Raw genomic sequence first — 22,478 nt, 5'->3', positions numbered from 1 at the left:
GAACCGGCCCAGGAGCAGCCTCCAGCTGGCAGCTGCTAACATCCATCTCTATTTTTCTTCAAAATCATCCTCGATAGGCACCGGAATAATGACAGCTCTCGCTTCTTCCAAAGTTTCCTCCGGCACGTAGATATCGATGGGATACGCACTGTTGCCGCCCATGGCAATTTCAAGAAAATTGCTGGCACCCTGATACTTTTTGACACAGGGGATGCCTTCGCTGCGCAGCTTGGATTCCAATAGGTCGGCTTGAAAACTGCTGTCCGCAGTACAAAGATAGACCCCGTCCCTCCACGGTTCTTTTTTATCGTAGTTGCTAAACATCCTTATCCTCAATTTCTTTGAGTAATTTGGCCTTCAGTTGGTCCACTCGCATTTCTCCCAGCTCGCCTGCTTTGCTGGACCGTACAGTCAGAGTTCCTGCTTCGGCTTCCCGCTCGCCGATGATGCAGATATACGGAGTACGTTCGTTTCTTGCTTCTCGAATTTTGTAGCCGATCTTTTCGTTTCTAACATCTACTGCAGCGCGCAGTCCGGCTTCTTCCAGTTCGGCTCCCACTTCCAGCGCATAGTCGTTAAATTTTTCGGTTACCGTCAGCAGTTTTACCTGCACCGGCGCCAGCCACAGGGGGAATTTGCCGGCAAAGTGTTCTGTCAAAATGCCGATAAACCGCTCGATGGAACCGAAGATTACCCGGTGAATCATGATCGGTCTGTGCTTTTCTCCATCCGGGCCGATATAGGTCAGGTCAAAGCGCTGGGGCATCTGGAAGTCCAGCTGAATGGTTCCGCACTGCCAGGTTCTCCCCAGAGAGTCTTCCAGATGGAAGTCCAGCTTTGGACCGTAGAAAGCGCCGTCGCCTTCGTTTACAATATAATCCATGCCCTTCTTTTCCATGGCCTCTCTGAGGGCATTGGTAGCCCGATCCCATTCTTCTTCCGATCCCATGGAATCTTCTGGTTTGGTTGATAACTCTACATGATATTTGAAACCAAAGAGGCTGTAAACATAATCGATAAAGTCAATGACACCCATGATCTCATCGGTAATCTGGTCTGGCAGCATGAAGATATGGGCATCGTCCTGGGTAAAGGTTCTTACCCGCATCAGGCCGTGGAGAGCGCCTGACAGCTCGTGCCTGTGCACCTGGCCCAGTTCGCCCATGCGGATGGGGAAATCCCGGTAAGAGTACATCCTGCGCTTGTAGACCAGCATTGCTCCCGGACAGTTCATGGGTTTGATGGCATAATCGGCATCGTCAATCTTGGTGAAGTACATATTCTCCTGATAGTGGTCCCAGTGTCCGGAAGTATGCCAAAGCTGTTCATTCAAGATCAGCGGTGTTTTAATCTCCTGATATCCTCTCTTTCGGTGCTCCTGTCTCCAGAAGTTCTCCAGCTCATTGCGGATGATCATACCGTTGGGCATGAAGAATGGGAAACCTGGTCCCTCTTCATAGAGGGCAAAGAGGTCCATTTCTTTTCCGATCTTGCGGTGATCCCGCTTTTTGGCTTCTTCCAGCTTCTTTAAATATTCATCCAGCTCGGCCTGGGAAGGGAAACAGGTTCCGTAAATTCTCTGGAGCATCTTGCGGTTTTCGTCGCCCCGCCAGTAGGCCCCTGCTACGCTCTGCAGCTTTACCGCCTTGATCTGGCCGGTCTTTTCCATATGGGGTCCTGCGCACAGATCGACGAAGTCTCCCTGCTTGTAGAAGGAAATCACTTCATCCTCCGGCAGGTCCTCAATCAACTCTACTTTATAATCTTCATTCAGCTCCTTCATCTTGGAAATGGCTTCCTCCCGCGGAAGCTCGAAGCGTTCCAGCGGATAGTTGGCCTGAATGATCTTTTTCATTTCTTTTTGGAGTTTCATCAGATCCTGATCGGTAAATTTGTGTTCCAGATCAAAGTCATAATAAAATCCGTTTTCAATGGCAGGACCGATTGCCAGCTTGGCTTCGGGCCACAGCTTTTTTACTGCCTGCGCCAGAATGTGGGACGTGGTATGCCTGTAACGCAGCCTCATCTGTTCATCTTCAAAATTCATCTTTTCTTTCGCCATCTTTTCATCCTCCTGTTTATTCCATTTCATCGGTCGCCAGCGCGATCAATGTATCTAAAAGTTCATTGTAAGAAAGGCCCGCCGCTTCCCACAGCTTGGGATACATGCTGATATTGGTGAATCCCGGCAGGGTATTGATTTCGTTGAATACCACCTGATCGCTGTCGCTCAGGAAAAAGTCCACCCGGGCCAGTCCCTCGCAGCCCATTGCCTGGTAAACAGTCAGGGCCGCCTGCTGAATCTCTTCTTCTTTTTCTTGCGGCACATCGTCCAGAATTCGAGTCCGAGACTGGCTGCTGATGTATTTTGCTTCGTAATCATAAAATTCGTTGGCAGCCAGAATTTCACCCACCGGCGATGCCTTTGGGTGGCGGTTGCCCAGCACGGCCACTTCGATCTCCCGGCCGGTGATCGTTTCCTCAATCAGTACCTTGTGATCTTCCTCAGCGGCGATACGAATGGCTTCAAAGAGCTCTTTGCTGCTCTTGGCTTTGGAAATGCCCACCGACGATCCGGCATTGGCCGGCTTGACAAAGAGCGGGTAAGCGCCGCTGAAATGTTCTTCTGCTGCTTTCAAAATTCCCTGGGGATCGGATGCAAAGGTGTAGCGGTCGGTGAGGTAAAAGTCCGCCTGCCTGACACCGGTTTGTGCTACGATCACCTTTGTGATTGCTTTGTCCATCGATGCCGCCGATGCCGTAGTGCCTGCTCCCACGTATGGAATGCCCGACAAGTCCAAAAGGCCCTGTATGGTTCCGTCCTCGCCGTTCTTTCCATGAAGCACCGGGAAAACCACATCGAGTGGCAGAATTTCATATTTTTCCTGGTTCAGAACCACCAGGCCCCGGGTCTGGTTATCCGGCGATAAAAAGGCTTTTTGGTTGGCCGGGTTTTTGATCCAGCTGCCGTCTTCCACATCTGAAACAGGGGAATCGGTCAAAAACCAGTTCCCCTCTTTTGTAATACCTGCTTTGTATATTTCATATTTACTCTCATCCAAATGTTTGAGCACAGAGGCTGCCGAAAGGCAGGACACTTCATGCTCCGATGATGCTCCTCCAAAGAGGACTAGTAGTCGCTGTTTCATCGAACACCCTTTCTACAGGAACCTACCATATCCCTGTTATGCTTGAAATACTGTTGCTGATTTTTTCTACGGTTTCGGTGGGCTCATAATCCTTTTGATTAAAGAATTCTTCGTGGAGCTGAATGACATTGCTTTTGAGCGTCACTGGCGGTCCGTAGTATATGTTATTGTGCATCCAGTCTGCCGATTTGTAAGGCCAGTTCTTACTTTCCGTGATATTATAAGAGTTAATTTCCAGAATCATTTCCATCATCTGATTGGTAGACATATTCGTCTTGATGGTCGGCAGAATTTTATCGGCTATCTGATTCAGCTGGCTGAGGCTCAGGGTTTTGGCCTTCTCAAAGGCAGCTGAAAGCACGATTTTCATACGTTCGTTTCTTCGGTGGTCGCCGTCAGCCGAATCCTTTCGGATTCTGGCATAGGTTACAGCCTGATTTCCGTTGAGTGTCTGCTTACCGGCTTTCTTGATTTTCTTCTTCGGTCCGCCGATATTTTTTTGCGTATCCTTAATATACTTATTCATTTCTTTGATTTCTGATTCCTTGATTTCAATATCAAGGCCGCCCAGCTCGTCCACTGTATCGGCTACCGACTTCCAATTGACCACCACAGCTTCCTCGCAGTTCAAGTCCAGATTCCGGTTGATGGTCTGCAGGGTCTGGGCCGCTTTGCCGTAAAAATAGGCGTGGGTCATCTTATCGAGACCGAAATTGTCTCCCAAACTCACATAGGTGTCCCGATACAGGGATACCAGCTTAACTTCGTTAGTCTTTTCGTTGATACTGGCGATGATCATCGCATCGCTCCTTGTATTAGAATCATCGTCCATATCCCTGGCATCTATACCCAAAAGGGCGATATTTCGGTAATTTTTCAGTTCCTTGGCCACCCGGTCGTCGATTCCCAGGGCCTCCCGATTAACCTGTACTTTCGCCACTTTGTCAAGCTTGGTATGAACTACTGTCAGTCCGGCGCCAATGACGCCTCCCAGGGCCACCACCAGGACCAGGACCACCACCAGCGCGATCACCAGTGGCTTGTTGCTTTTTTTCTTCTTTTTTTTCTGACCGGATTCATCTGCCCTTGCCTTTGTTTGGCGCTTTTCTTCTTTTTCCCGTTCTTTTTGCTCTCGCTTTTCCTGCTTTTCCCGGGCTTTTCGTTCTTTTTCTGTCTCTTCTTTGCCAGCGCTGCTTTTAGCCGACCGTCCGCCGCCTTCGAGGACGCTGCCGCCGGTTTGTTCCTGGCCGTCCGCTGCTGTTTCTTCATCCTCCAAAGTTTTTGCCAGTAATTCTTCTATATTTTCAAATCCATGATCATTTTTTCCATGATTGAACTGATTCTCAGAGCTCATTTCGGATTTCTCCTTTCTGTCTCTTACCCTCAGGTGTTCTCAGACATTCCTTCTTTCAATAACGTAAATTAGAGCCGGTTGGTGGGGGCGGAACCCCCTAAATAACGTTCCTATTATACCAATACTAGCCCTAAAATGCAACAAAAAGCGGCATTTTAAGACATTCTTCACAAATATGGGCCGGAGGTATTTGGGTGATCTGATTGGGCAAGGGATGAGGGCCCGGATGCAACTGGCTTGGCGGGGTGCAGCTGAAAGGGGCTGCCTGCTGAAAACTGATTTGATTTATGCGGCTCTACATGGGGGTGCGGGATACATAGGGGTACACTAAATTTTTGATTTTTAAAAATTTAGTGTGGAATTTCAACGTTTCCAAGGTTTTCATTACGGTAAACCAAAAGGCAGGAGCCTTTTTTATTACGTAGGAAATATCGTCAGCGATAGCAGCCTGATTGGGCCTAAGTCAGCGCCAATCAGATCCTGTCCGCGTTGAAAAAAGATACAAAAGCCGATGGTTTTTATCCTTTTGTAGCAACTCTGCCCATTCTCTATAAACGCACACTGCTGCATAAAACCGCTTTTCCATATGAAAAGTGATTTCATGCAGCAGTCTTATTATCTGTCGCCTAATACAGCCCTGTCCGTCTGGAAATTTCTTTGCTTATATCCTGTACGGTCTGAGTCGGTTCGTACCCAGGCTGTCCGAAGTATTTTTCATGGAGCTCGGTCACATTGCGTTTCAGGGTGACCGGCGGACCCACCCATGCTCCGTTGTAGCTGGTCCAGCTTCCGGTTTCAAAGGGCCATCCTGCGCTGTCGGTCATATCGTACCTTAGAAATGCAAACATGACTTTGAGCAGGCTATTGGTATCCATATTGGTCCTGATCTGCGGCATTACCTGATCGGCAATCTGCTTCAGCTTGAATGGGTTGGTCTTTTTTGCCTTATCCACTGCTGCGGAAACGACAATCTTCATCCTCTCGTTTCTGCGGTAATCGCCTTCCGACGAATCCTTTCGAATTCGCGCATAGGTCACGGCCTGATTACCGTTGAGAGTCTGCATACCGGCTTTTTTAATCTTCTCTTTGGAGCCGCCGATATTCTTCTGGGTATCCTTAATATATTTGTTCATCTCTTTGATTTCAGACTTTTTGATTTCAACATCAATCCCGCCCAGGCCGTCGATGGCATCGGCCACCGCCTTCCAGTTGACGATGACGGCTTCTCGGATATTAAGGTCCATATTCTCATTTAAGCTGTGCAGGGTTCCCGTGGTGCCCGCATAAGCGTGAACGTTGGTAATTTTATCATAGCCGTATTTTTTATTGGCATGAAGATACGTATCCCGATAAACGGAAATCTGACGAATCGCCTTATTCTGCTTGTCAATGCTGAGCATAATGATGGCATCGGTCCTGCAGGTCTTATAGTCTTCCATATCCCTTGCGTCCACACCCAGCAGGGCAATGTTCTGGTAGTTTTTCAAGTCCTGCTCAACCTGTGGGTTGATTCCCAGGTTGGCCTGGTCGATCTCCTCAGTTCCCACTTTTTCCATCAGGCCCATGACAAAGAGTATCCCCGCGGCAGCAGCCGCAATCAAAAGGAGGAGCACGATCAGGATTACCCGCCGGAGGCTCCTGCCTTTTTTCTTTTTCTTTTTTGCTGGCGGTTTTTTCTGTTCTTTTTTCTCCCTGCGGGAAGGCTTCGGTTCTTCAAAGACACTGGATTGCTGCTTGTTTGCACGCTTTTTGCGGGTATAGGTCCGTACATCATCCTCAGGCGCGCGGCTGGCATCGGGATTTTCCCGTAAAGCTAAATATTCCTGATAGGCAGCTTCCCGCTGTCTGCGCTTTTTTTCTGCTTCTTTTTCCTGATCACGGCTTTGAAAAAGCATCTGCGTTTCTTCCCAGCCGTCATACGACTGGGTGTCCCGGCTGCTGTCTCTTTTTCCGCTGTACTTATCTGATCTCATCGAGTTTTCTCCTTCTTGTATAGCGGATTTATTATAGCAGTAAACCGCTTCAAAGGCAAGAAATGACGGGAAAATTTAGGAATCGTAAGGGAATATTAAGAGGCCCTTTATATTCGTTTTGCTTTGATGGCTGAGTAGGCGCTGTAAACAGTTTTCCCGTGAATCCGTTTATAGGCTACTACTTTATATCGATATTTTCTGCCCTTTATCAGGCCCTTATTGACATAGGTTCTGCCATTTGCCCCTTTTTTATGAACCTGCTTCCACTTTGAGGACGAGCCTTGGCTGCGATAGATTTTGTAGCCGCTGGCCTGAGGAACTTTCTTCCATTTTAACGTAATCGACGCGCCCTTTTTGCTGATAGTTACAGCAGGCCGCGCAGGCCTTGCAGTTCCAGTCTTGATCTCGGATGCTTCGCCATAGTACCGTTTGCCGGAAACGACACGGTAAGAGCAGACTTTATAAGAATAGGTTTTGCCCGGGCGCAGCTTGGAATTTCTCCATTTCGTAGTTGTATTTTTTGAAATGGTCTTCACCGGTTTATAGGCGCCTTGATTGGCTGTCTTTCGGTAAACCACATACCCATCGGCGTTTTTTGTCTGCTTCCAAGAAAGAGCAATCGTTTTATAGTTAATGGTTTTGCATTTCAAAGCGGCTACCTTTCCCGAACCCCGGGCTTTGGCAGCCGCAGCGCTGCTGAAATCGCTGACCATCTTTTTCCCGTCTTCCGTGGTGCCGTAGGCTTTTACTTTATAAAAATAATTCTTGTTGAACTTCCGTTTTGGATCCAGGAAGTATCTCTGATCTCCTTTTCGGATTTGTTTGATCCGCTTATAATGCCCATTTTTTTCAGCCGCGCGATAGATCCAATAACCATTGGCCTGAGGTATTCGATCCCAGGAAACTTTTATCGTATGTCTGCCGTCTGATTGGGCTTTGGCCTCCGGCTGGGGCAGTGCCTCTGCATTTGTTTGGATCCGGCGTCCCGCTGCCGCCGCCACCGCCCGATAAGCGTTCACGTTGCCGCTGCCGGTGTATCGATCAGATCCCGGGGTATAAAGATCGGTAGCGGTGGAACAGAGAATCTCCTTTACTTCCCGCGCCTTCAAATTCGGATTTACATACAGCATCAGTGCGGCCACTGCTGCCACAGAAGGCGCTGCGTAAGAAGTTCCAAAACCCGATACATACGCCCCTCCCAGCGTGGTCGTATAGATAGCGTCTCCCGGCGCAGAAAGATCTTTTTTCTTTCCGTAATTGGAGCTGGGTGCTTTGGTATGGCGGCTCCAGGCGTTTTTATATTTCTGGGTGCTAATTACACTGATTGTGGCGTCAAAATCCGAAGGATACCAGGTTTTTTCATTATTATGGTTTCCTGCAGAGCAAACAATTACCACATTCTTATTATATACAGCGTCGTTGATGGCCTTTTCCAATGCTTTATCGTTGTGTTTCTTTCCTGACAGATCCTTAGCTCCCGGACTGTGGCCCAGACACATGTTAATCACCCGCGCGCCGTGGTCGCAGGCATAATTGAGGCCCTTGATGATATCCTTCGTTGAGGCGCTGCTCTGGGCTGTATATTGTTTGTCTTGGAATACATTGACCCCCATGAGTGAAATCAAGTCATTATCGTTTCCCGCTGCTACACCGGAAATTCCTTTGCCGTTGCCAGATGTGGCTGCAATAATGCCGGCAGTCTTGGTTCCATGGGGAAATTTTGGAGTCTGATATGTAGGATATGGAGCTGTCTTTCCTGCCACAGAAACACAATGCTCCTTATTAAGATTGGCCTGAAGATCAGGGTGGCTGGTATCAATCCCCGTATCCAGCGTTGCGACTATTATTTTGTCGCTTTCCTTTCGCATCTGTCTGGGTTTGATCTCATCGATCAGATTCCAGGCTTCGGGAACGTCCATATAATCCAGTGTCCATTCCCAGCCCTCCCCTGGCTTTGTCTGTGACAAGCGCTGCGAATCAAAAGCCGTCTCCGCTCTGGTAACGTCGATGTTGCTTCCCCCCAAGACAAAGGTAACCGCCAGCACAGCGGCAAGGCAAATACTGCCTCTGGTTAAAAACCTTCTTTTCATGACTGAGTTCCTTTCTTTTATTGAATCGATCCACACTTATAAGTATGGTATCACCTGTCAAGTTCCCAGTCAAGTACAGAAAAAGGAGCTGCCGCAGTAATGTGATCGTGATCGCCGTGATCCCTGAATCCTTGAGCGTCATGTTCTCGAGGAGTCGGGGGTCGGGGTTCCGGAGTCGTGAGCAAATCATTGCAAGCCTCGACCAAAACAAGCTCGAGCGATCATTTTACTTTTCTTCTTTTATGAATCCGTGCCCGGAGGGTCCGCTCCTTTCGCAAAATGGATCGAAAGAAGGGGCACATCGCATTTGTTTTCACGGATGCGATATGCCCCTTCTATAAACATTTATTCTCCAGGCGTTTTTACCTTCTCCACGCTGCTTCCCTTACTGCTGATCTTCATCCTCTTCCCATAATGCGTCGTTGAACATTTTCCACATTTCACCGTATCCTGAGGATGCCGGGGTAACGGGCTTTTCAATGTTATTATCCATATCGATCTTGATCTTACCCTGCTTGGAAAGGAGCAGGATACGGGTTCCGAGAACCAGCGCTTCCTGGATATTATGGGTGATAAAGATGACCGTAGCGTTCTCTTTTTCTTTAATGCGCCATAGCTCAGCCTGCAGCTTGTTTCTAGTCATGGCATCCAGGCTGGCAAAGGGTTCGTCCATCAGGATAATCTTCGGATTAAGGGCCAGTCCTTTGGCAATGGCCACTCGCTGTTTCATCCCGCCGCTCAACTGATGGGGATAAAAGTCGCCGTAGTCGGACAGGCCAACAAGCTCCAGATGCTCCCGGGTAATCCGGTCCAGCTCTTCTTTATCCGTTATGCCATTGATCTTCAACGGGTACTGGATGTTCTTGCGAACCGTCTTCCACGGAAACAACTGATTAAAATCCTGGAAAACCATGATCCGATCAATGCCAGGCTTACGGACCTCCTTGCCATCGACCTTTATGACGCCTTCATAGTCTTCAAATCCGGCAATGCAGCGGATCAACGTAGTTTTACCACAGCCGGAGGGGCCCAAAATACAGATAAACTCCCCTTCATTGACGGTTAAATTCAAATTCTTGAGAATATCCTCCGAGTCTGGGGCATCGTGATAATTCTTTGTCAGTCCTTGGATTTCTAAAAGCTTGCTCATCTTGCCATCCCCCATTTCTTTACGGTCTTTCGTTCAATGGTATGGAAAAGCCCGTATTCGATAATGATTCCAATAATCATGATCACGATTAAGGCTGCGAACACACCTGCGATATCCACATTGGTCCGTTTCATAAAGATAAACCAGCCGATCCCGGCGCCGGCTCCAGTGGTACCGAAGATCATTTCGATACTGATCAAAGCCCGCCAGGCCCTGGCCCAGCCAACCCGCATGCCCGACAGCACATGGGTAAAGGCCGCCGGCAAATAGACCCCTTTTACCAGGTTGAAGCCTTTTAGTCCTATGTTCTTGCCGCTCTCTATGTAAATGCTGGAAACAGAATTGTATCCATCCATGATGCTTCTGGACATGGGCCAAATGATGGAATGAACCACAATAAAAATGGTAGTCAGCTCACCGATCCCAAACCAGAGAATGGCCAGAGGCAGCAGCGCCACACCCGGCAGCAGGTCGCAGATCGAAACAATTAAATGATAGATAGCCTTAAAGGTCTTAGATACCACCGCGATACTGGAAAAGATAAACGCCAGTATAATACCGATCGCCAGTCCTTTTAAAATCAAGGACATGGAATACATAGTAAAAGTAAACAGGCTGTCTTCCCGAAATCCATCGATAAAGCTCTGCCCAATATCCTTCAGAGAAGGAAAGATCAGTTCGCTGAAAGCCTGCATTTCATAGACGATCTGCCAGACTACCAGAAAACAGATGACAAAGATAATTTGTGTTCTTGCTTCTTTCATCCGCGTGCCCCTCGCTTCCTAGTTGCCTTTAACATTGTCAAATACCAGATCGCTGATATCCTTAGGACCGTCATTTTCCAAGAAACCGTTATCCGACATAAAGTTGGCAAAATCCATCAGTCCCTTTGTTTCTGTTGAGTAAACGCAATCCTTGTCTTTGAGCCATTTCTCCATGGTGGCTGCATCTACATCTTCCGCTTCACAGAGCATTTCAGCCGCTTCTTTGGTATTGCTGTTAAGGAATTCAATGGCATCATCAAAAGCCTTTACAACCGCATCATAAAGTTCGGGATTTTCCTCTTGCAGGGAGGTGGAAGCGACCGCTACGATAAAGGAATTACCGCTGGGCCAAACCGATTCCAGAGCCTCCACTTCGGAGATACCCGTCTCTGCGGCTTCCTTGAAAACGTATGGCGATGTGGTCAGCTGACAATCCACACTGCCGGAAAGAAGCGCCGACATTCCATCGGGATGGGACATGGCTACAATATTGTTGTCCAGAGCGTGGGCATCACCCAGCTGTTCTTTTGCCGCCATTGCAAGGACAATATGCTGGAAGCTTCCCATGTTGACCAGAGCAATTTTTTCATCCTTGATGTCTTTTAAGGATTTGATCTTTGGGTTGTTGGTCATGATCTTATGGGGCTGAGCCGACATGTTGGAGCAAATTTTATATGGAACGCCGCTGGTAATTCCCGTAATTGCAGGTCCCACACCCATAGCGCCCACGTCGATGCTGCCGCCGGCAAAGCCTTCCGTGATGGCAGAGCCGGAATTAAGTACGGACCATTCGATCTCTACCCCATCATAATACTTCTCGATCAGCTTCTGCTCCTTCATCACTTGCAGCGGCGCATACGCCATTCCGTACTGATGCGCAATCGTAAGCTTGTTCTTTGCGCCCGAATCCGAATCCCCGCCGCAGGCCGCCAGAGATACGGTTAAAATCAGTGTCAAAATAATTGCGATTAGTTTCTTTCGATGTTTCATTTTATTCTCCTTTAATAATAAGTTACATGTTTATCCAAACGACTCCAAAGAATCTTTTAAAACAGCGACGAATTCTTTGCAAGCGCGCGATAAATATTTTTGTTTGGGATAAGCGATGAACATATCCCTCTGGCAGATATCCGGATCGGTTAAATAAAAAGCTGGGTAATCCTGAAGATGGCTGTTTTTAATGGTACTTGCCGTCATCAGCGAAATGCCGACCCCCGCCAAGGTAAATGCGTAGCTGGTTATGGTCTGTTCTACTTCAACGCTACGCTTTGGAGGAAATCCATGGCGCTCAAAAAGCTGTTTCATCATGTTTCCAATATGCTGGTCATCCTTGAGCAGAACAAAGGGTTCATTCTCAAATCGTTTAAAGTCAACGGTCTTAAGCGAAGCCTCTTCTTTTTTCCTGTCCGACAAAATGTCATCGATTGATAACCTCTGTTCTGCGAGGGCATCATTAATGGGCCACTTTGGCGGAACACAGATGAAAATCCGTTCACTGAGAAACCGCTCATAAGAAAATCGGTCATCTTGCTGCCAGGGCGGCGAAATGAAGAGATCGATTTCGTTATTGAGGGCTTTCTCGATGATTTCCGGCATTTTCCCATCAACCACCTGGATTTTGATCCCCGGGTAGCGGCGCGTGTACTCCGCCACTGCCTTAGGCAGGTAGCTTACATTAAAAAAACTGGCCCCGCCGAGAACCAGATTGCCAGTAGCCAGATTATTGAGATCGGAAATGCGCTGCTCGAATGCCTTGTCGAGCTCCAAAGCCTGCTTTGCGTAATGCAGGTAGATGTCTCCGGCATCGGTCAAAGTAAGCGGCTTGTGAGATCGATCAAAAATCGTGATTCCCAGTTGATCCTCAATCTTTTTTAAATGAGCGCTCAATGCAGGCTGAGAAATCCCCAATTTCTCAGCAGCCTTGGATATGCTCTTATACTGCGCTGCTGCCAGAACATAGCTGGACGGAACAATATTCATTTTTCACCTCTCCATAACGTTTTATTTATACACACATAAGCACTCTTTTATATCGTCGCCAATTATATCCTTCCATTGTGAAAAAACGGTGAAGATTCTCTTAATTTCTTAAGAATTCTTAAAAAATACGATATAATAGAGCCACATTACTACTTAGGAGGGGTTAAATGACAACACATCAGTCCATCGTGGAATGGATCGCATTCCACGCCCAGCAGCAGCCCGACAGATTATGTCTTGCAGATGGGGCCAAGGCCGCAAGCTATCAGCAAGTCTGGCGCAATATTTACGGTCTGTCCCGGCACCTTAAAACAATTGGAGTCAGCACCGGCGATTGCGTTTTAGTCGAATGCACCCAGAATGTGGATTACATGATCTGCGAGTTCGCCATCCAGCTAGCCGGTGGAATTTTTGTTCCTGTGGAAAAGAATTCGGCCGCTGATCGAATTCATAGCATGGTTCAGGGTGTTGACGGCAAATTATATATAGGAAAAAAAGCCATAAACGAAGAAGTCCCATTTTTACCAATCCAAAGCGTGTCTGATTATCAGTACGATGGATCCATCGATTTAGATAACGTCACCTTCCCAAATGAATCCGACACGGCTGAAATTTTATTTTCCACCGGTACCACCGGCAAATCCAAGGGAATTGAACTTTCCCACGGAAATGATGTGGCCCTGGCGGAAAACGTCATGTATGGGGTACAGATGAAAGAATACAATGTGGAGCTGATTCCCATGCCCCTCAGCCATTCCCACGGATTGAGACGCTGTTACGGTAATATGCTCAACGGCAGCTCCGCGGTCTTTATCAATGGGGTTACGCTGCTGCAGGCAGTTTTCAGTCTCATGGATCAGTATCATGTCACATCTATGGATCTGTCGCCCAGCAATCTATCCATTATCTTTAAGCTTTCAAAAGACCGGCTGGGCGACTACGCCGATCAGCTGGATTATATTCAACTGGGTTCGGCGCCCCTTCCAGAGGAGGACAAGCTTCACCTTTCGAGGCTTCTGCCCAAGACCAGGCTCTATAATTTTTACGGTAGCACGGAAGCCGGCTGCTCCTGCCTGCTGGATTTCAACGCGGCTTCAGGAAAGCCGGGATGCATCGGCAAACCGGCCAAAAACGCCCAGTTCATCGTGGTTGATGAGAACCGAAACATCATCGATTCTTCCATCGATCATCTGGGCTTTCTCGCCAGCTCCGGCTCCATCAATATGAAAGGATACTGGAAAGACCCCCAGCTGACAAAGGAAGCCATGGAGAACGGCTTTCTCTATACCAAAGATTTAGGGTATATCGATGAGGAAGGCTTTATTTATATGCTGGGAAGAAAAGACGATGTCATCAATTACGGCGGCATCAAAATCTCTCCCGAGGAAATCGAAAGCATCGTGATTAAGCATCCGCAGGTTAACGACTGTGCCTGCATCCCGGTGAAAGATCCCCTCACCGGCCAAGCGCCCAAGCTGTTCATTTCCATCCAGGATCCCCAGCAATACGACCAAAAAGAGTTGAAAAACTATTTGCTGAAAAATCTGGATGCCAATAAGCAGCCCAAGTTTATCGAAGTGATTGATCAAATTCCCCGGACCTTTAATGGAAAAATTCAGCGGAATAAATTGATCGACCGTACCAACTGATTGATTAAGCACAATGAGGATACTGAGGTTTATTATGAAAAAAGCAATATCATTTATGTTAATCGCTGCCTTGTTTACAACAATGACCTTTACAGCAGCGCCCGCCGCATACGCAGCAGATTCTCCTTCCGTAGGCGATAGTGAATACGTAAAGGATGAAGTCCTGGTCGTCTTTGAGGAGGAACCTTCGAAAAAGGAACTTCGCTCTGTCACGGACGAAGTGGACGCAAAAAAAGTAGAGGAGGTGGAAACACCTGTCGAGGAAACGCCTTATGTTGTGACGCTGGACAAAGGGGAGTCGGTGGAGGATGCGGTGAAAGACCTGGAAAAGGAAAAAGCGGTCGCCTATGCTCAGCCCAATTATCTGTATAGTCTTGATGCCGGGGAAGACAACGAACTTGCATCTGCCAGGGCAGCGACTGCAGGGAAAGATGACACCGATCTTTGGAATCTAAAAAAGGTCGATACCCAGCAAGCTTGGGATTTGATTGATGAAGTGAAGAAAGACGGTCAGCCGCGGGAGAAGGTTACGGTTGCGGTGCTGGACTCGGGGGTGGATACAACTCACACCGATCTTAAAACAATGCTTAATGTTGGCAAATGTGTCGATGTAACCACTTCTGGTAATCGTTTTGGTTATGCTCCCCTAACATCTGATGAGGACGGCCATGGAACCAAGGTCTCCGGCGTAATCGCCGCCGAGTCGGGAAATGGTGGCGTCGCTGGTGTGGCTGCCGGTAATTCCAACGATCTCATTGAATTGGTGGTCATCGACGTTTATGAAGGAAAAAAAGGAAATTCCCGGGCTAAATCCTCCAACATTATCGCTGGAATTGAATACGCTTGCAGTGACGAAGTTGGAGCCAAGGTAGTGAATATGAGTTTAGGCCACGACGGCGGTGCTGATAGCGGTGACCAGTTGTTGCAAAATACGATCAACGAAAAAACGAACCAAGGTGTAGCCTTTGTTGCTTCAGCCGGAAATGAAAAGTCTACTAAATCCTGGTATCCATCTGATATGCCCAATGTTCTTGGCGTTATATCCACAGAAAACTATACGGATGCTTACGGTATCTGTAAAGCAAACAGCTCCAACTATGGGCCTGCTAAGGATCTCTCTGCTCCCGGGCATCGTATCCAGTCAACTTCACCAGGCGGCTATTCCAGTCAGAACCCTTCTGGCACTTCCTACGCAGCTCCGGTGGTCGCCTCTGTTGCGGCCATGATGTATTATGTCAACCCGAGTCTGACACCTTCTGATGTGGAGTCTATTCTGGAGGATACTGCCACTGATCTATATACAGATGGCCGGGATGATTACACGGGCGCCGGAAATGTAAACGCCTATGCGGCTGTCGGGAGAGCTGCCGGAATTTCTGTGGATGTATGGCCTGGTTATTTAGCTCAGCCGACCCTTACCGCCAAGTCCAGCGGGTACAATAGCATCCGCCTGAGCTGGAATACCATCCCAGGAGCCAACAGTTACCGCATATTCCGCTCTGCCTCCAAAGATGGGCTGTATACGCACATAAAAACGCTGCCGGCAGGTTCCACATCTTATACGAATACCAGCCTTTCCACCGGCAAGCAGTACCATTATAAAGTGGATGCGTACGGAACGCGCTTCAATAAGAAAACGACCAGCCCGCTCTCTGCCCCGGCAGCAGCTCAGCCGTCTGTTGGCGTACCGCAGAGTGTAAAACTGTATCACACCACGTATACGGGAATCAAATTGAAATGGAAGAAAGTATCAGGAGCTTCCGGATATAACATCTACCGTGCCACTTCCAAAAACGGTAAATATAGTTCCATAAAGCGTATAACAAAAGGTTCCACCGTTTCCTACACCAATTCCAAGTTAAAGCCTAATCGTAACTATTATTATAAGGTGCGCGCCTATCGAACTGTAAGCGGGAAACGTCTTTATGGAAGCTATTCTTCCGCCAAGGCATTAAAGACCACACCAGCAAAGACCTATATCTCTCTTAAGAAGAATAAGCGCACGCGTAAAGCTACGATTACATGGAAAAAAGTCTCTACCGTCAGTGGCTATGTGGTGTATTATGCAACCTCGAAAAACGGTAAGTATAGGAAATCCACTACAAAGCGGGCCAGTTCTCGCAGAAGTTTTACCAGCAAACGGCTGAAAAAAGGAAAGACTTATTACTATAAAGCACGGGCATACAAAACTTATCGCGGAAAACGGATTTATGGCCCTTACTCAGACATAAAAAAATGCAAATTTTAGCAATCGAATAGGGGCTAACTTGTAGCCCCTTTCGCACCACCGTACTTGCCGTTCGGCATACGGCGGTTCAATTCAAATAATAATCAAGACAGCTTATGGGACCTCGTTTTGCGAAGGTCTCTTTCTTTATGTAGTGAAGACCTGTGGTCTTTACTACTGCTTGGTAATGGTCTCCAAATCCCACCGACTGCTTTGCCATCCACTTGGGAACACCAAGTTTTCGCAGTCTCCAATATCGTTTCTAATTTGTTTTCCATTGCTTCCATACTACAATCCGCATTCTTGTCCGCAGGTGTTCATCAATTTTCTCTAACTGCTTCTTCATCCTGCCGATTCTGAAATAGTTAATCCATCCTCTGATCACCCAGTTCAGCCGTTGGATTCTTTCATCCATTGTAACTGGCCATGAGCGGTTCGTGAGTCTCTTCAGCTTGCGTTTGAAGTTTGCAATGGAGTCCTTATGTGATCTTGCTTCCCATCTTCCATTCATTTTAACAAATCCAAATCCCAGGTATTTCAGTTTCACTGGCTTTGTAACCTTAGTCTTTGTCATGTTGACTTTCAGACCAAGCTTTCGTTCAATCCAGTCTGTTACCGTGTGCATAACTCTGTTTGCAGCAGCACTGCTTCCGACTGCTATGACGCAGTGAGTAGACCTGGGGAGCCTCCCCCAAGTCTCTCTCAGAACCGTACGTGAACCTCTCAGCTCATACGGCTCCCATTATCCGGCCGATGGCAATATTCCAAGTTTCCAGTGTGCAAACAATCTCTTATCGCGTTTTGCGATTTGTCCAAGCCAATGTTCTGCTTTTCTTCTCGCTTTACGCTTTTTGTACTTCCTCCGCACCCACTTTACCAGACATCCATTGATGTATTGCAATACTTCGTAAATCTCTGTTTTGTAGAAGTGGGTGTAGTAATTAATCCACCCCTGTATTTGGCCGTTAAACATGTTCGCAATGTCATAGAGGTCTTTGTCTGATTTCAATTGTAGCTTCCAGCCCCTGACTTTCTTCCTTATGGATTTCTTCGCTTTCTCACTGATCGCTGGCAGGAAATTTGTGAAGTACTTGCCGTACTTGTTCTTTGCATGTCTTGGGCGAAAGGTATAGCCTAGAAAGTCAAACGATGTGTGCTCATGATTTCCCTTTCGGTCATCATCCTTACAGTACACAATTCTCGTCTTCTCTAGATTCAGCTCCAGCCCGAACTTCTGAAATCTTTCCTGAAGTCTCCTTTGTAGATATTTGGCCTGCTTTCGTGATACGCAGTGTGCGATTCCATCGTCAGCATATCTTGCCCACGGTATGGTTTTAAACTCCCGCTCCATGTAGTCATCGAACACATAATGCAAACACAGATTTGCTAGTACCGGACTAATAACCCCGCCTTGTGGCGTTCCGGCTGTTCTTTCCACCAGCGTTCCATCTTCCATTTGAAAGGGAGCCAACATCCATCTTTGGATGTATAGATGAATCCACTTTTCCTGTGTATGCTTCTTTACCATTTTCATCAAGTCTTCATGACGGATGTTATCAAAGAGCCCCCGGATATCAAATTCTAATACCCAGTCTCTCCTCCAACATCTTACCCTTGTGACTTCCAGTGCTTGGATTGCCGACTTGTTGGGCCGGTATCCATAAGAATCCTCATAGAAGATTGGCTCCACACCTGGCTCAAAGTACAGCTTGACCACCATTTGGGCGATTCTGTCCTCTACTGTTGGAATTCCTAAGGTTCTGGTTCCTCCATTCTTTTTCGGTATTGCAACCGCTTTTACAGGTTTGGGGAAATAGGTGCCCGATGACATTCGGTTCCATATCTTGTAAAGATTGTTTTTAAGATTTCTCTCGAACATTTCAATGAATTTCCCATCCACACCATAGGTTCCCTTGTTTGCTTTCACTTTCTCGTAAGCAGCAAACACTGCTTTCTTTGAAATATTGTATGGCTTTGCTTCTTGCATAAGTTCCTCCTCCTTTCAAAGTTGACTCACTTTAGAAGCTGGATAATTCAGGCTCTTCACTCCACTCTCATTACAAGAGCTTCTTCACTACTACAGCCTAATCTGTCCCCATGACTGCATCGGTACTCTTATCTTGCGGTTCTTCCGCTTGATATACTCCCTTAACATCAGCCCGTGGGTTCCCACGTTCCGTACAAATGCCTATACAAAGTTCATGCCGCCTTTATGCCGCCCACCGTCTGATCGGTAAACAGGTTTCCTCCAGACTCGTCCCAGGTTAACGACTACCCCCTGGTTTTGATGGAATCTATACGCTTTCGACATGTTCGTAAGCGGTTCACTTGCTCGTTCATCTTCTTTGTACTCACCTGACAGCTTTCACTGCCTTTTCCCTAACGCTCAATACCATGGCTTTTGTCCACAGCACCTTAGGGTGGTTTGAAACCTCCGCCTGCATGGCGGTTTCGGCGGGCCCTCCGCCATCATTTGTACAGCATAGCTGCCTTCAAGTAGCTACGCTACTTGGGCACGCCTTCGTGGCGCACAGTCATCTGCATATCGCACAAAGTGTAGCCCTCTTGCTTCCAGTTCCTTGTCCAGTTCATTTAGCATGATCTTGGATAGAAGCGGTGATAGGTTCCCGCCCTGTGGTGTGTCCACTGGTGTATCCTCATACTTTCCCTTTATCATTACCCCTGCCTTTAGATATTTATGAATGAGGGATTCTGTATCGGGGTCAATACCTGTGCAATAGCCTGTTCTATGATTCTGTCTATGACATTCGGGATTCCCAGATTCCGCACTCCGCCGTTTGGTTTGGGTATTTCTACTCTTCTTACCGGTTGTGGTTTGTACTTCCTCTGTCTGATTTGTTCTCTGATACGGGACCAGTTCTTTACAAGGTAACCTCTGACATCTTTTGTATTGATGCCGTCATTTCCACCTGCTCCACCATTAGACTTTACCTTTTTGTAGGCAGTCTTCATGTTGTCCCTTGCCAGTATCTGCTCTAAAAGCTGGCTCATTACTTGTCTCCTTTTCTTGTTTTGTTTCGATATGCATTAGCCCTATCTCCTGCGAACCGTTCCCTCCGTTACGGGGGTTCGCTGGCAGCTGCGCCCCTCGTGGGCTTTCACCACAGATTGATGGCATGCCCGTCATACCAGAAAAAACTTCTCCGGATGAATTCGGAGAAGTTTTTTATTAGAAGTATTGTAGATAAAAAGCTTCATTTTTTTCTTTTACTCGTTCCTTGAGATCCAAATAAGACTGATCCCACGATTGATAGGCTTCATCACCCCTATGGTCCTGCAAACTGTAGTTTTCTTTCAAGTAATCCGCTAAATAGTGAGTATATTTCATAGCTCCGACTAAATTTGCGTGGCCCGGGTTGTACATATCCGTGCCAAAATTAAAATCCAAAGCCGCATACATTTCCTCCGTATTAAAATTAATGACCGGATAGCCGCGTTCTTCAATCTTAGCCAGCGCATAATTGGTTTGTTCCTGGCGTGCGGTGTCAATATCATACGGAGAAGCCACAAACAGTACCTTCTGATCTAAACCGTCGCAATAGTCCAGCAGATCGTTCAATATCTTCTCGTTGGCCTCTGGAATCGGCGTCTGTTCCTGCGTCACAACCGGTTTTTCCTGGGCCACCGTTCGATACGCTGCGTTGCTGTAAGCAAAGTACCCTTTGTATTCTGTCCCTGGATTGGGACTGGTCCAATCCTCATCGGTCAACTCTTCATCCCACATAGAATGATACTTGATGATTGGAATAAAATAGGACAAGTCGCTTGTGTCTATATTTGTATTATCCGAATTCTCAACATAATCCAGTACAGCCTTTGTTGCCTTAACACGATTCAGCGACCAATTCATATTATCCGCTACACGGCGGATGTCAACATCCTGCACGTCCTCCGGAGGATTCGTAAAACGTCTTACTTCCACGATAAACAGCTCTGGCTCCTGCGTTTTTAAAGACTCTTCCATAATATATTTAATGAAAACAGCCGGCTGGTCCGCGGTGGATAACTCATATATAGCCATGCCATGCTTGTCCCATGCTTCCGATGGGATCCAGTATCGGTCCACGCCGCTGCTGCCAATATAAACACCATCCAGAGTGTTCTTTTCTTCCACATAAAAAGAATTAAATCGCTCTCTTGCCTGATCCTGCGCCTGCTCTCTTGGAAACGTAAAAACACTGAACAAATAAAGCAGCACGCCGGATAAAACGATCAAAAAAAGTATCGCTCCAATTACATCTTTCTTTGTCATTGTATTTCCTTTGCTTTTATTTCTTCTTAAAATTCTCGATATATGAACCCTGTAGCATCATAACCGCTTCCATAAATGCCGAAAATGAGAACTGCGCATATGGCCGCAATGTAAATGAACCACCGGAATACCAGGTTTTGTTCCGCTAATGTTTCTCTTATAGAAATCCCCTTTTCTTGCATTAGACTGATAATAAGCCAGACAACGATTCCAATAAACAAGAGCCGGAAATCTCCCTGGGTCAGCCCCAGCGTATACAGAGAATCATCAAAGAAAACCCTTGGGTTGAAGACCAATGTGTTTTTCATCATCACAAGTGCAGCCGAGAAGCTGGCAGCCCTGGAAAAATATCTGCCGATTACAATTAAGACAAACGTCCTCAAAATCTGAAACAATTTCCAGCTAAAGGTCTCTGTATTAATCTTCAGTGCTTTTGTCAAACGGATCAGATAAGGCTCGAACAGGATTCCGCAGATAATAAAAAACGCCTGGTAAAGGCCATACGCGATATATTTAAAATCCGCCCCATGCCAAACACCAATCGTTAGAAAGGTCAGCAGCTGGGCAATCAAAACCGGCAGAAGCTTTCCTACCCGGTTGCCCAAGACCTTTCTTGACGCTTTACCCAGTTTTCCGAATTTCTTTGATAAGGACACAGGATAAAAGATATAATCTCTACACCATTGCCCTAGAGTGATATGCCATCTTCTCCAAAACTCCGGTATGCTTTTTGAAAAATATGGTTGCTCAAAGTTCTTAACCAGATCAATGCCGAATATCTGGGCAACACCCCTGGCGATCTCCATACCTCCTGAAAAATCAGCATAGATTTGAATCGTATAAAAAAGCACAGCTATAATTACGAAAAAGCCCAAATAGTCGTTGTAATTATTGAACACTTCTTTTACTAAAATCGCAGCCCGATCAGCGATTACCAGTTTTTTAAAAAAACCCCATAGGATTAATTGCACTCCGAACTTAATTCGCGTATAGTCGAATTTATGTCCTTCATACAGTTGGTGCGCCAATTGACCATGCCGACTGATCGGTCCTTGTATAATCTGCGGGAAAAAGGATATAAACAGTGCAAATTTCGCTAGGTTCATATCCGGCTTGCAAGTTCCTCTATACACATCAATTATATAACTAATCGATTGAAAGGTATAAAAGGAAATTCCCAGAGGAATCAATATTCCCACATCAAAACTGAATTGGTCAAACCCCATCAAATGTGCCATTGCATCAATATACACCCGGAAATATTTTAAAAAGGCCAAAATACCCAAGTTCAAAAAAAGCGTTATTAGTAAAATCGTTTTCTTTTTTCTCTGATTGATTGCTTTTAAACGTTTTTTATCTTCCCTGCTCAGCTTGTCCTTATTTTCACTAATATATAATTTGTACTGTCTTTCAAACCCACCGATATATTTTCCGCAAAAAAACGTAGTAACTGTGGTAATAAGCACAAAGACAAAGGTTTTCGGACTGGAGAGCAGATAAAAGGCATAACTGGCAAGCAGCAAGATCCCCCATCTTACTTTCAATGGAACGATAAAATAAACGATGGCTGTCACGATGATAAATAGGATAAATCCGACCGAAGTAAATGACATCCTGCTTTCTGAGCCTCCTTAGTCCTGAAGTTTTTTTATCAAGTCCAGCATGGCATCTACCGAATTGAAATTCTCCGGCAAAAGATCAGCTACTGAAATTTCCACATCAAAAGCATCGTTCATTTCACCAACAATGGCGACAATATCCAGCGATTCCAATTGACCGTCGTCTATTAGAGCCGTACTGTGTTCAAAATCTACATCAGCGCGAACACCGCGCAAGATCTCCATTAATTCATCTTTCATTACATAAACT

At 46.6% G+C, this 22,478-nt stretch carries 19 protein-coding genes; 2 read left to right on the top strand and 17 right to left on the bottom strand.

The genetic code is table 11. The features are described 5' to 3' along the window. Nucleotides 1–48 precede the first annotated feature (48 nt). From LG211_RS01020 to LG211_RS00975, 10 genes are all read right to left on the bottom strand, one after another. Complete coding sequence (locus LG211_RS01020; protein WP_148395520.1) at nucleotides 49–324, bottom strand: putative signal transducing protein; 276 nt, start codon at nucleotides 322–324, stop codon at nucleotides 49–51. Further along, nucleotides 317–2,062 (bottom strand): threonine--tRNA ligase, encoded by a 1,746-nt coding sequence (gene thrS, locus LG211_RS01015; protein ID WP_332108584.1) that lies wholly within the window; start codon nucleotides 2,060–2,062, stop codon nucleotides 317–319. The genes LG211_RS01020 and thrS overlap by 8 nt, the downstream gene beginning before the upstream one ends. Nucleotides 2,063–2,078: 16 nt before the next feature. Continuing rightward, on the bottom strand, nucleotides 2,079–3,149 hold the full coding sequence (locus LG211_RS01010; protein WP_253021120.1) for a D-alanine--D-alanine ligase family protein: 1,071 nt from the start codon (nucleotides 3,147–3,149) through the stop codon (nucleotides 2,079–2,081). 22 nt (nucleotides 3,150–3,171) lie between these two features. After that, nucleotides 3,172–4,503: an LCP family protein gene (locus tag LG211_RS01005; RefSeq protein ID WP_148395517.1), complete on the bottom strand. Its 1,332-nt coding sequence runs from the start codon at nucleotides 4,501–4,503 to the stop codon at nucleotides 3,172–3,174. A gap of 626 nt (nucleotides 4,504–5,129) precedes the next feature. Beyond that, nucleotides 5,130–6,476, bottom strand: a complete 1,347-nt coding sequence (locus LG211_RS01000; RefSeq protein WP_269476883.1) for an LCP family protein — start codon at nucleotides 6,474–6,476, stop codon at nucleotides 5,130–5,132. A 107-nt stretch (nucleotides 6,477–6,583) separates the two neighbouring features. Beyond that, on the bottom strand, nucleotides 6,584–8,566 hold the full coding sequence (locus tag LG211_RS00995; protein WP_269476882.1) for a S8 family serine peptidase: 1,983 nt from the start codon (nucleotides 8,564–8,566) through the stop codon (nucleotides 6,584–6,586). Nucleotides 8,567–8,951: 385 nt separating this feature from the next. Then, nucleotides 8,952–9,716 carry an ABC transporter ATP-binding protein gene (locus tag LG211_RS00990; protein ID WP_227754806.1) on the bottom strand — a complete coding sequence of 255 codons (765 nt, stop codon included), beginning with the start codon at nucleotides 9,714–9,716 and terminating at the stop codon, nucleotides 8,952–8,954. After that, nucleotides 9,713–10,480 carry an ABC transporter permease gene (locus tag LG211_RS00985; RefSeq protein WP_227754807.1) on the bottom strand — a complete coding sequence of 256 codons (768 nt, stop codon included), beginning with the start codon at nucleotides 10,478–10,480 and terminating at the stop codon, nucleotides 9,713–9,715. The genes LG211_RS00990 and LG211_RS00985 overlap by 4 nt, the downstream gene beginning before the upstream one ends. 18 nt (nucleotides 10,481–10,498) lie before the next feature. Further along, on the bottom strand, nucleotides 10,499–11,470 hold the full coding sequence (locus LG211_RS00980) for an ABC transporter substrate-binding protein (RefSeq protein ID WP_269476881.1): 972 nt from the start codon (nucleotides 11,468–11,470) through the stop codon (nucleotides 10,499–10,501). Nucleotides 11,471–11,500: 30 nt separating this feature from the next. Then, a complete protein-coding gene (locus LG211_RS00975; RefSeq protein ID WP_253021118.1) occupies nucleotides 11,501–12,460 on the bottom strand; it encodes a LysR family transcriptional regulator in 960 nt (319 codons plus the stop codon). Between the two features lie 167 nt (nucleotides 12,461–12,627). On the opposite strand from LG211_RS00975, the gene LG211_RS00970 reads away from it, so the two are divergent. Next, on the top strand, nucleotides 12,628–14,109 hold the full coding sequence (locus tag LG211_RS00970; protein ID WP_269476880.1) for a class I adenylate-forming enzyme family protein: 1,482 nt from the start codon (nucleotides 12,628–12,630) through the stop codon (nucleotides 14,107–14,109). A 34-nt stretch (nucleotides 14,110–14,143) separates the two neighbouring features. Further along, on the top strand, nucleotides 14,144–16,357 hold the full coding sequence (locus LG211_RS00965; RefSeq protein ID WP_269476879.1) for a S8 family serine peptidase: 2,214 nt from the start codon (nucleotides 14,144–14,146) through the stop codon (nucleotides 16,355–16,357). 241 nt (nucleotides 16,358–16,598) lie between these two features. Here the strand turns inward: LG211_RS00965 and LG211_RS00960 are convergent, their stop codons facing one another. The 7 genes from LG211_RS00960 to LG211_RS00935 form a co-directional block, all read right to left on the bottom strand. Beyond that, nucleotides 16,599–16,961: a group II intron maturase-specific domain-containing protein gene (locus LG211_RS00960; RefSeq protein ID WP_269476878.1), complete on the bottom strand. Its 363-nt coding sequence runs from the start codon at nucleotides 16,959–16,961 to the stop codon at nucleotides 16,599–16,601. Nucleotides 16,962–17,078: 117 nt separating this feature from the next. After that, on the bottom strand, nucleotides 17,079–18,323 hold the full coding sequence (gene ltrA / locus LG211_RS00955) for a group II intron reverse transcriptase/maturase (protein WP_269476877.1): 1,245 nt from the start codon (nucleotides 18,321–18,323) through the stop codon (nucleotides 17,079–17,081). Nucleotides 18,324–18,836: 513 nt separating this feature from the next. Continuing rightward, entirely contained in the window at nucleotides 18,837–19,013 is a 177-nt protein-coding gene (locus LG211_RS20000; protein ID WP_336246014.1) for a reverse transcriptase domain-containing protein, read from the bottom strand. Nucleotides 19,014–19,024: 11 nt separating this feature from the next. After that, a complete protein-coding gene (locus LG211_RS00950) occupies nucleotides 19,025–19,348 on the bottom strand; it encodes a hypothetical protein (protein ID WP_336246013.1) in 324 nt (107 codons plus the stop codon). 178 nt (nucleotides 19,349–19,526) lie between these two features. After that, nucleotides 19,527–20,609, bottom strand: coding sequence for a hypothetical protein (locus LG211_RS00945; protein WP_269476876.1), 1,083 nt, complete (start codon nucleotides 20,607–20,609; stop codon nucleotides 19,527–19,529). A gap of 26 nt (nucleotides 20,610–20,635) precedes the next feature. Next, on the bottom strand, nucleotides 20,636–22,222 hold the full coding sequence (locus LG211_RS00940) for an MBOAT family O-acyltransferase (protein ID WP_269476875.1): 1,587 nt from the start codon (nucleotides 22,220–22,222) through the stop codon (nucleotides 20,636–20,638). 18 nt (nucleotides 22,223–22,240) lie between these two features. Then, the gene (locus LG211_RS00935) at nucleotides 22,241–22,468 is read right to left on the bottom strand and encodes a phosphopantetheine-binding protein (RefSeq protein WP_269476874.1); all 228 of its coding nucleotides are present in this window, start codon (nucleotides 22,466–22,468) and stop codon (nucleotides 22,241–22,243) included. Nucleotides 22,469–22,478: the final 10 nt, after the last annotated feature.

It is taken from the genome of Hominibacterium faecale, from assembly GCF_020734085.1.
Lineage (GTDB): Bacteria > Bacillota > Clostridia > Peptostreptococcales > Anaerovoracaceae > Hominibacterium > Hominibacterium faecale.
This window is presented reverse-complemented; position numbering and strand designations above follow the sequence as displayed.

Excerpts from the sequence above, each read along its gene's own strand:
- LG211_RS00970 (WP_269476880.1), top strand. The coding sequence starts at position 12,628 with ATGACAACACATCAGTCCATCGTGGAATGGATCGCATTCCACGCCCAG.
- LG211_RS00985 (WP_227754807.1), bottom strand. The coding sequence starts at position 10,480 with ATGAAAGAAGCAAGAACACAAATTATCTTTGTCATCTGTTTTCTGGTA.
- LG211_RS00960 (WP_269476878.1), bottom strand. The coding sequence starts at position 16,961 with ATGCACACGGTAACAGACTGGATTGAACGAAAGCTTGGTCTGAAAGTC.
- LG211_RS20000 (WP_336246014.1), bottom strand. The coding sequence starts at position 19,013 with ATGATAAAGGGAAAGTATGAGGATACACCAGTGGACACACCACAGGGC.
- LG211_RS00940 (WP_269476875.1), bottom strand. The coding sequence starts at position 22,222 with ATGTCATTTACTTCGGTCGGATTTATCCTATTTATCATCGTGACAGCC.
- LG211_RS00980 (WP_269476881.1), bottom strand. The coding sequence starts at position 11,470 with ATGAAACATCGAAAGAAACTAATCGCAATTATTTTGACACTGATTTTA.
- LG211_RS00990 (WP_227754806.1), bottom strand. The coding sequence starts at position 9,716 with ATGAGCAAGCTTTTAGAAATCCAAGGACTGACAAAGAATTATCACGAT.
- LG211_RS00950 (WP_336246013.1), bottom strand. The coding sequence starts at position 19,348 with ATGAGCCAGCTTTTAGAGCAGATACTGGCAAGGGACAACATGAAGACT.
- LG211_RS00965 (WP_269476879.1), top strand. The coding sequence starts at position 14,144 with ATGAAAAAAGCAATATCATTTATGTTAATCGCTGCCTTGTTTACAACA.
- LG211_RS01020 (WP_148395520.1), bottom strand. The coding sequence starts at position 324 with ATGTTTAGCAACTACGATAAAAAAGAACCGTGGAGGGACGGGGTCTAT.
- LG211_RS01000 (WP_269476883.1), bottom strand. The coding sequence starts at position 6,476 with ATGAGATCAGATAAGTACAGCGGAAAAAGAGACAGCAGCCGGGACACC.
- LG211_RS00975 (WP_253021118.1), bottom strand. The coding sequence starts at position 12,460 with ATGAATATTGTTCCGTCCAGCTATGTTCTGGCAGCAGCGCAGTATAAG.
- thrS (WP_332108584.1), bottom strand. The coding sequence starts at position 2,062 with ATGGCGAAAGAAAAGATGAATTTTGAAGATGAACAGATGAGGCTGCGT.
- LG211_RS00935 (WP_269476874.1), bottom strand. The coding sequence starts at position 22,468 with ATGAAAGATGAATTAATGGAGATCTTGCGCGGTGTTCGCGCTGATGTA.
- LG211_RS00995 (WP_269476882.1), bottom strand. The coding sequence starts at position 8,566 with ATGAAAAGAAGGTTTTTAACCAGAGGCAGTATTTGCCTTGCCGCTGTG.
- LG211_RS01010 (WP_253021120.1), bottom strand. The coding sequence starts at position 3,149 with ATGAAACAGCGACTACTAGTCCTCTTTGGAGGAGCATCATCGGAGCAT.
- LG211_RS01005 (WP_148395517.1), bottom strand. The coding sequence starts at position 4,503 with ATGAGCTCTGAGAATCAGTTCAATCATGGAAAAAATGATCATGGATTT.
- ltrA (WP_269476877.1), bottom strand. The coding sequence starts at position 18,323 with ATGCAAGAAGCAAAGCCATACAATATTTCAAAGAAAGCAGTGTTTGCT.
- LG211_RS00945 (WP_269476876.1), bottom strand. The coding sequence starts at position 20,609 with ATGACAAAGAAAGATGTAATTGGAGCGATACTTTTTTTGATCGTTTTA.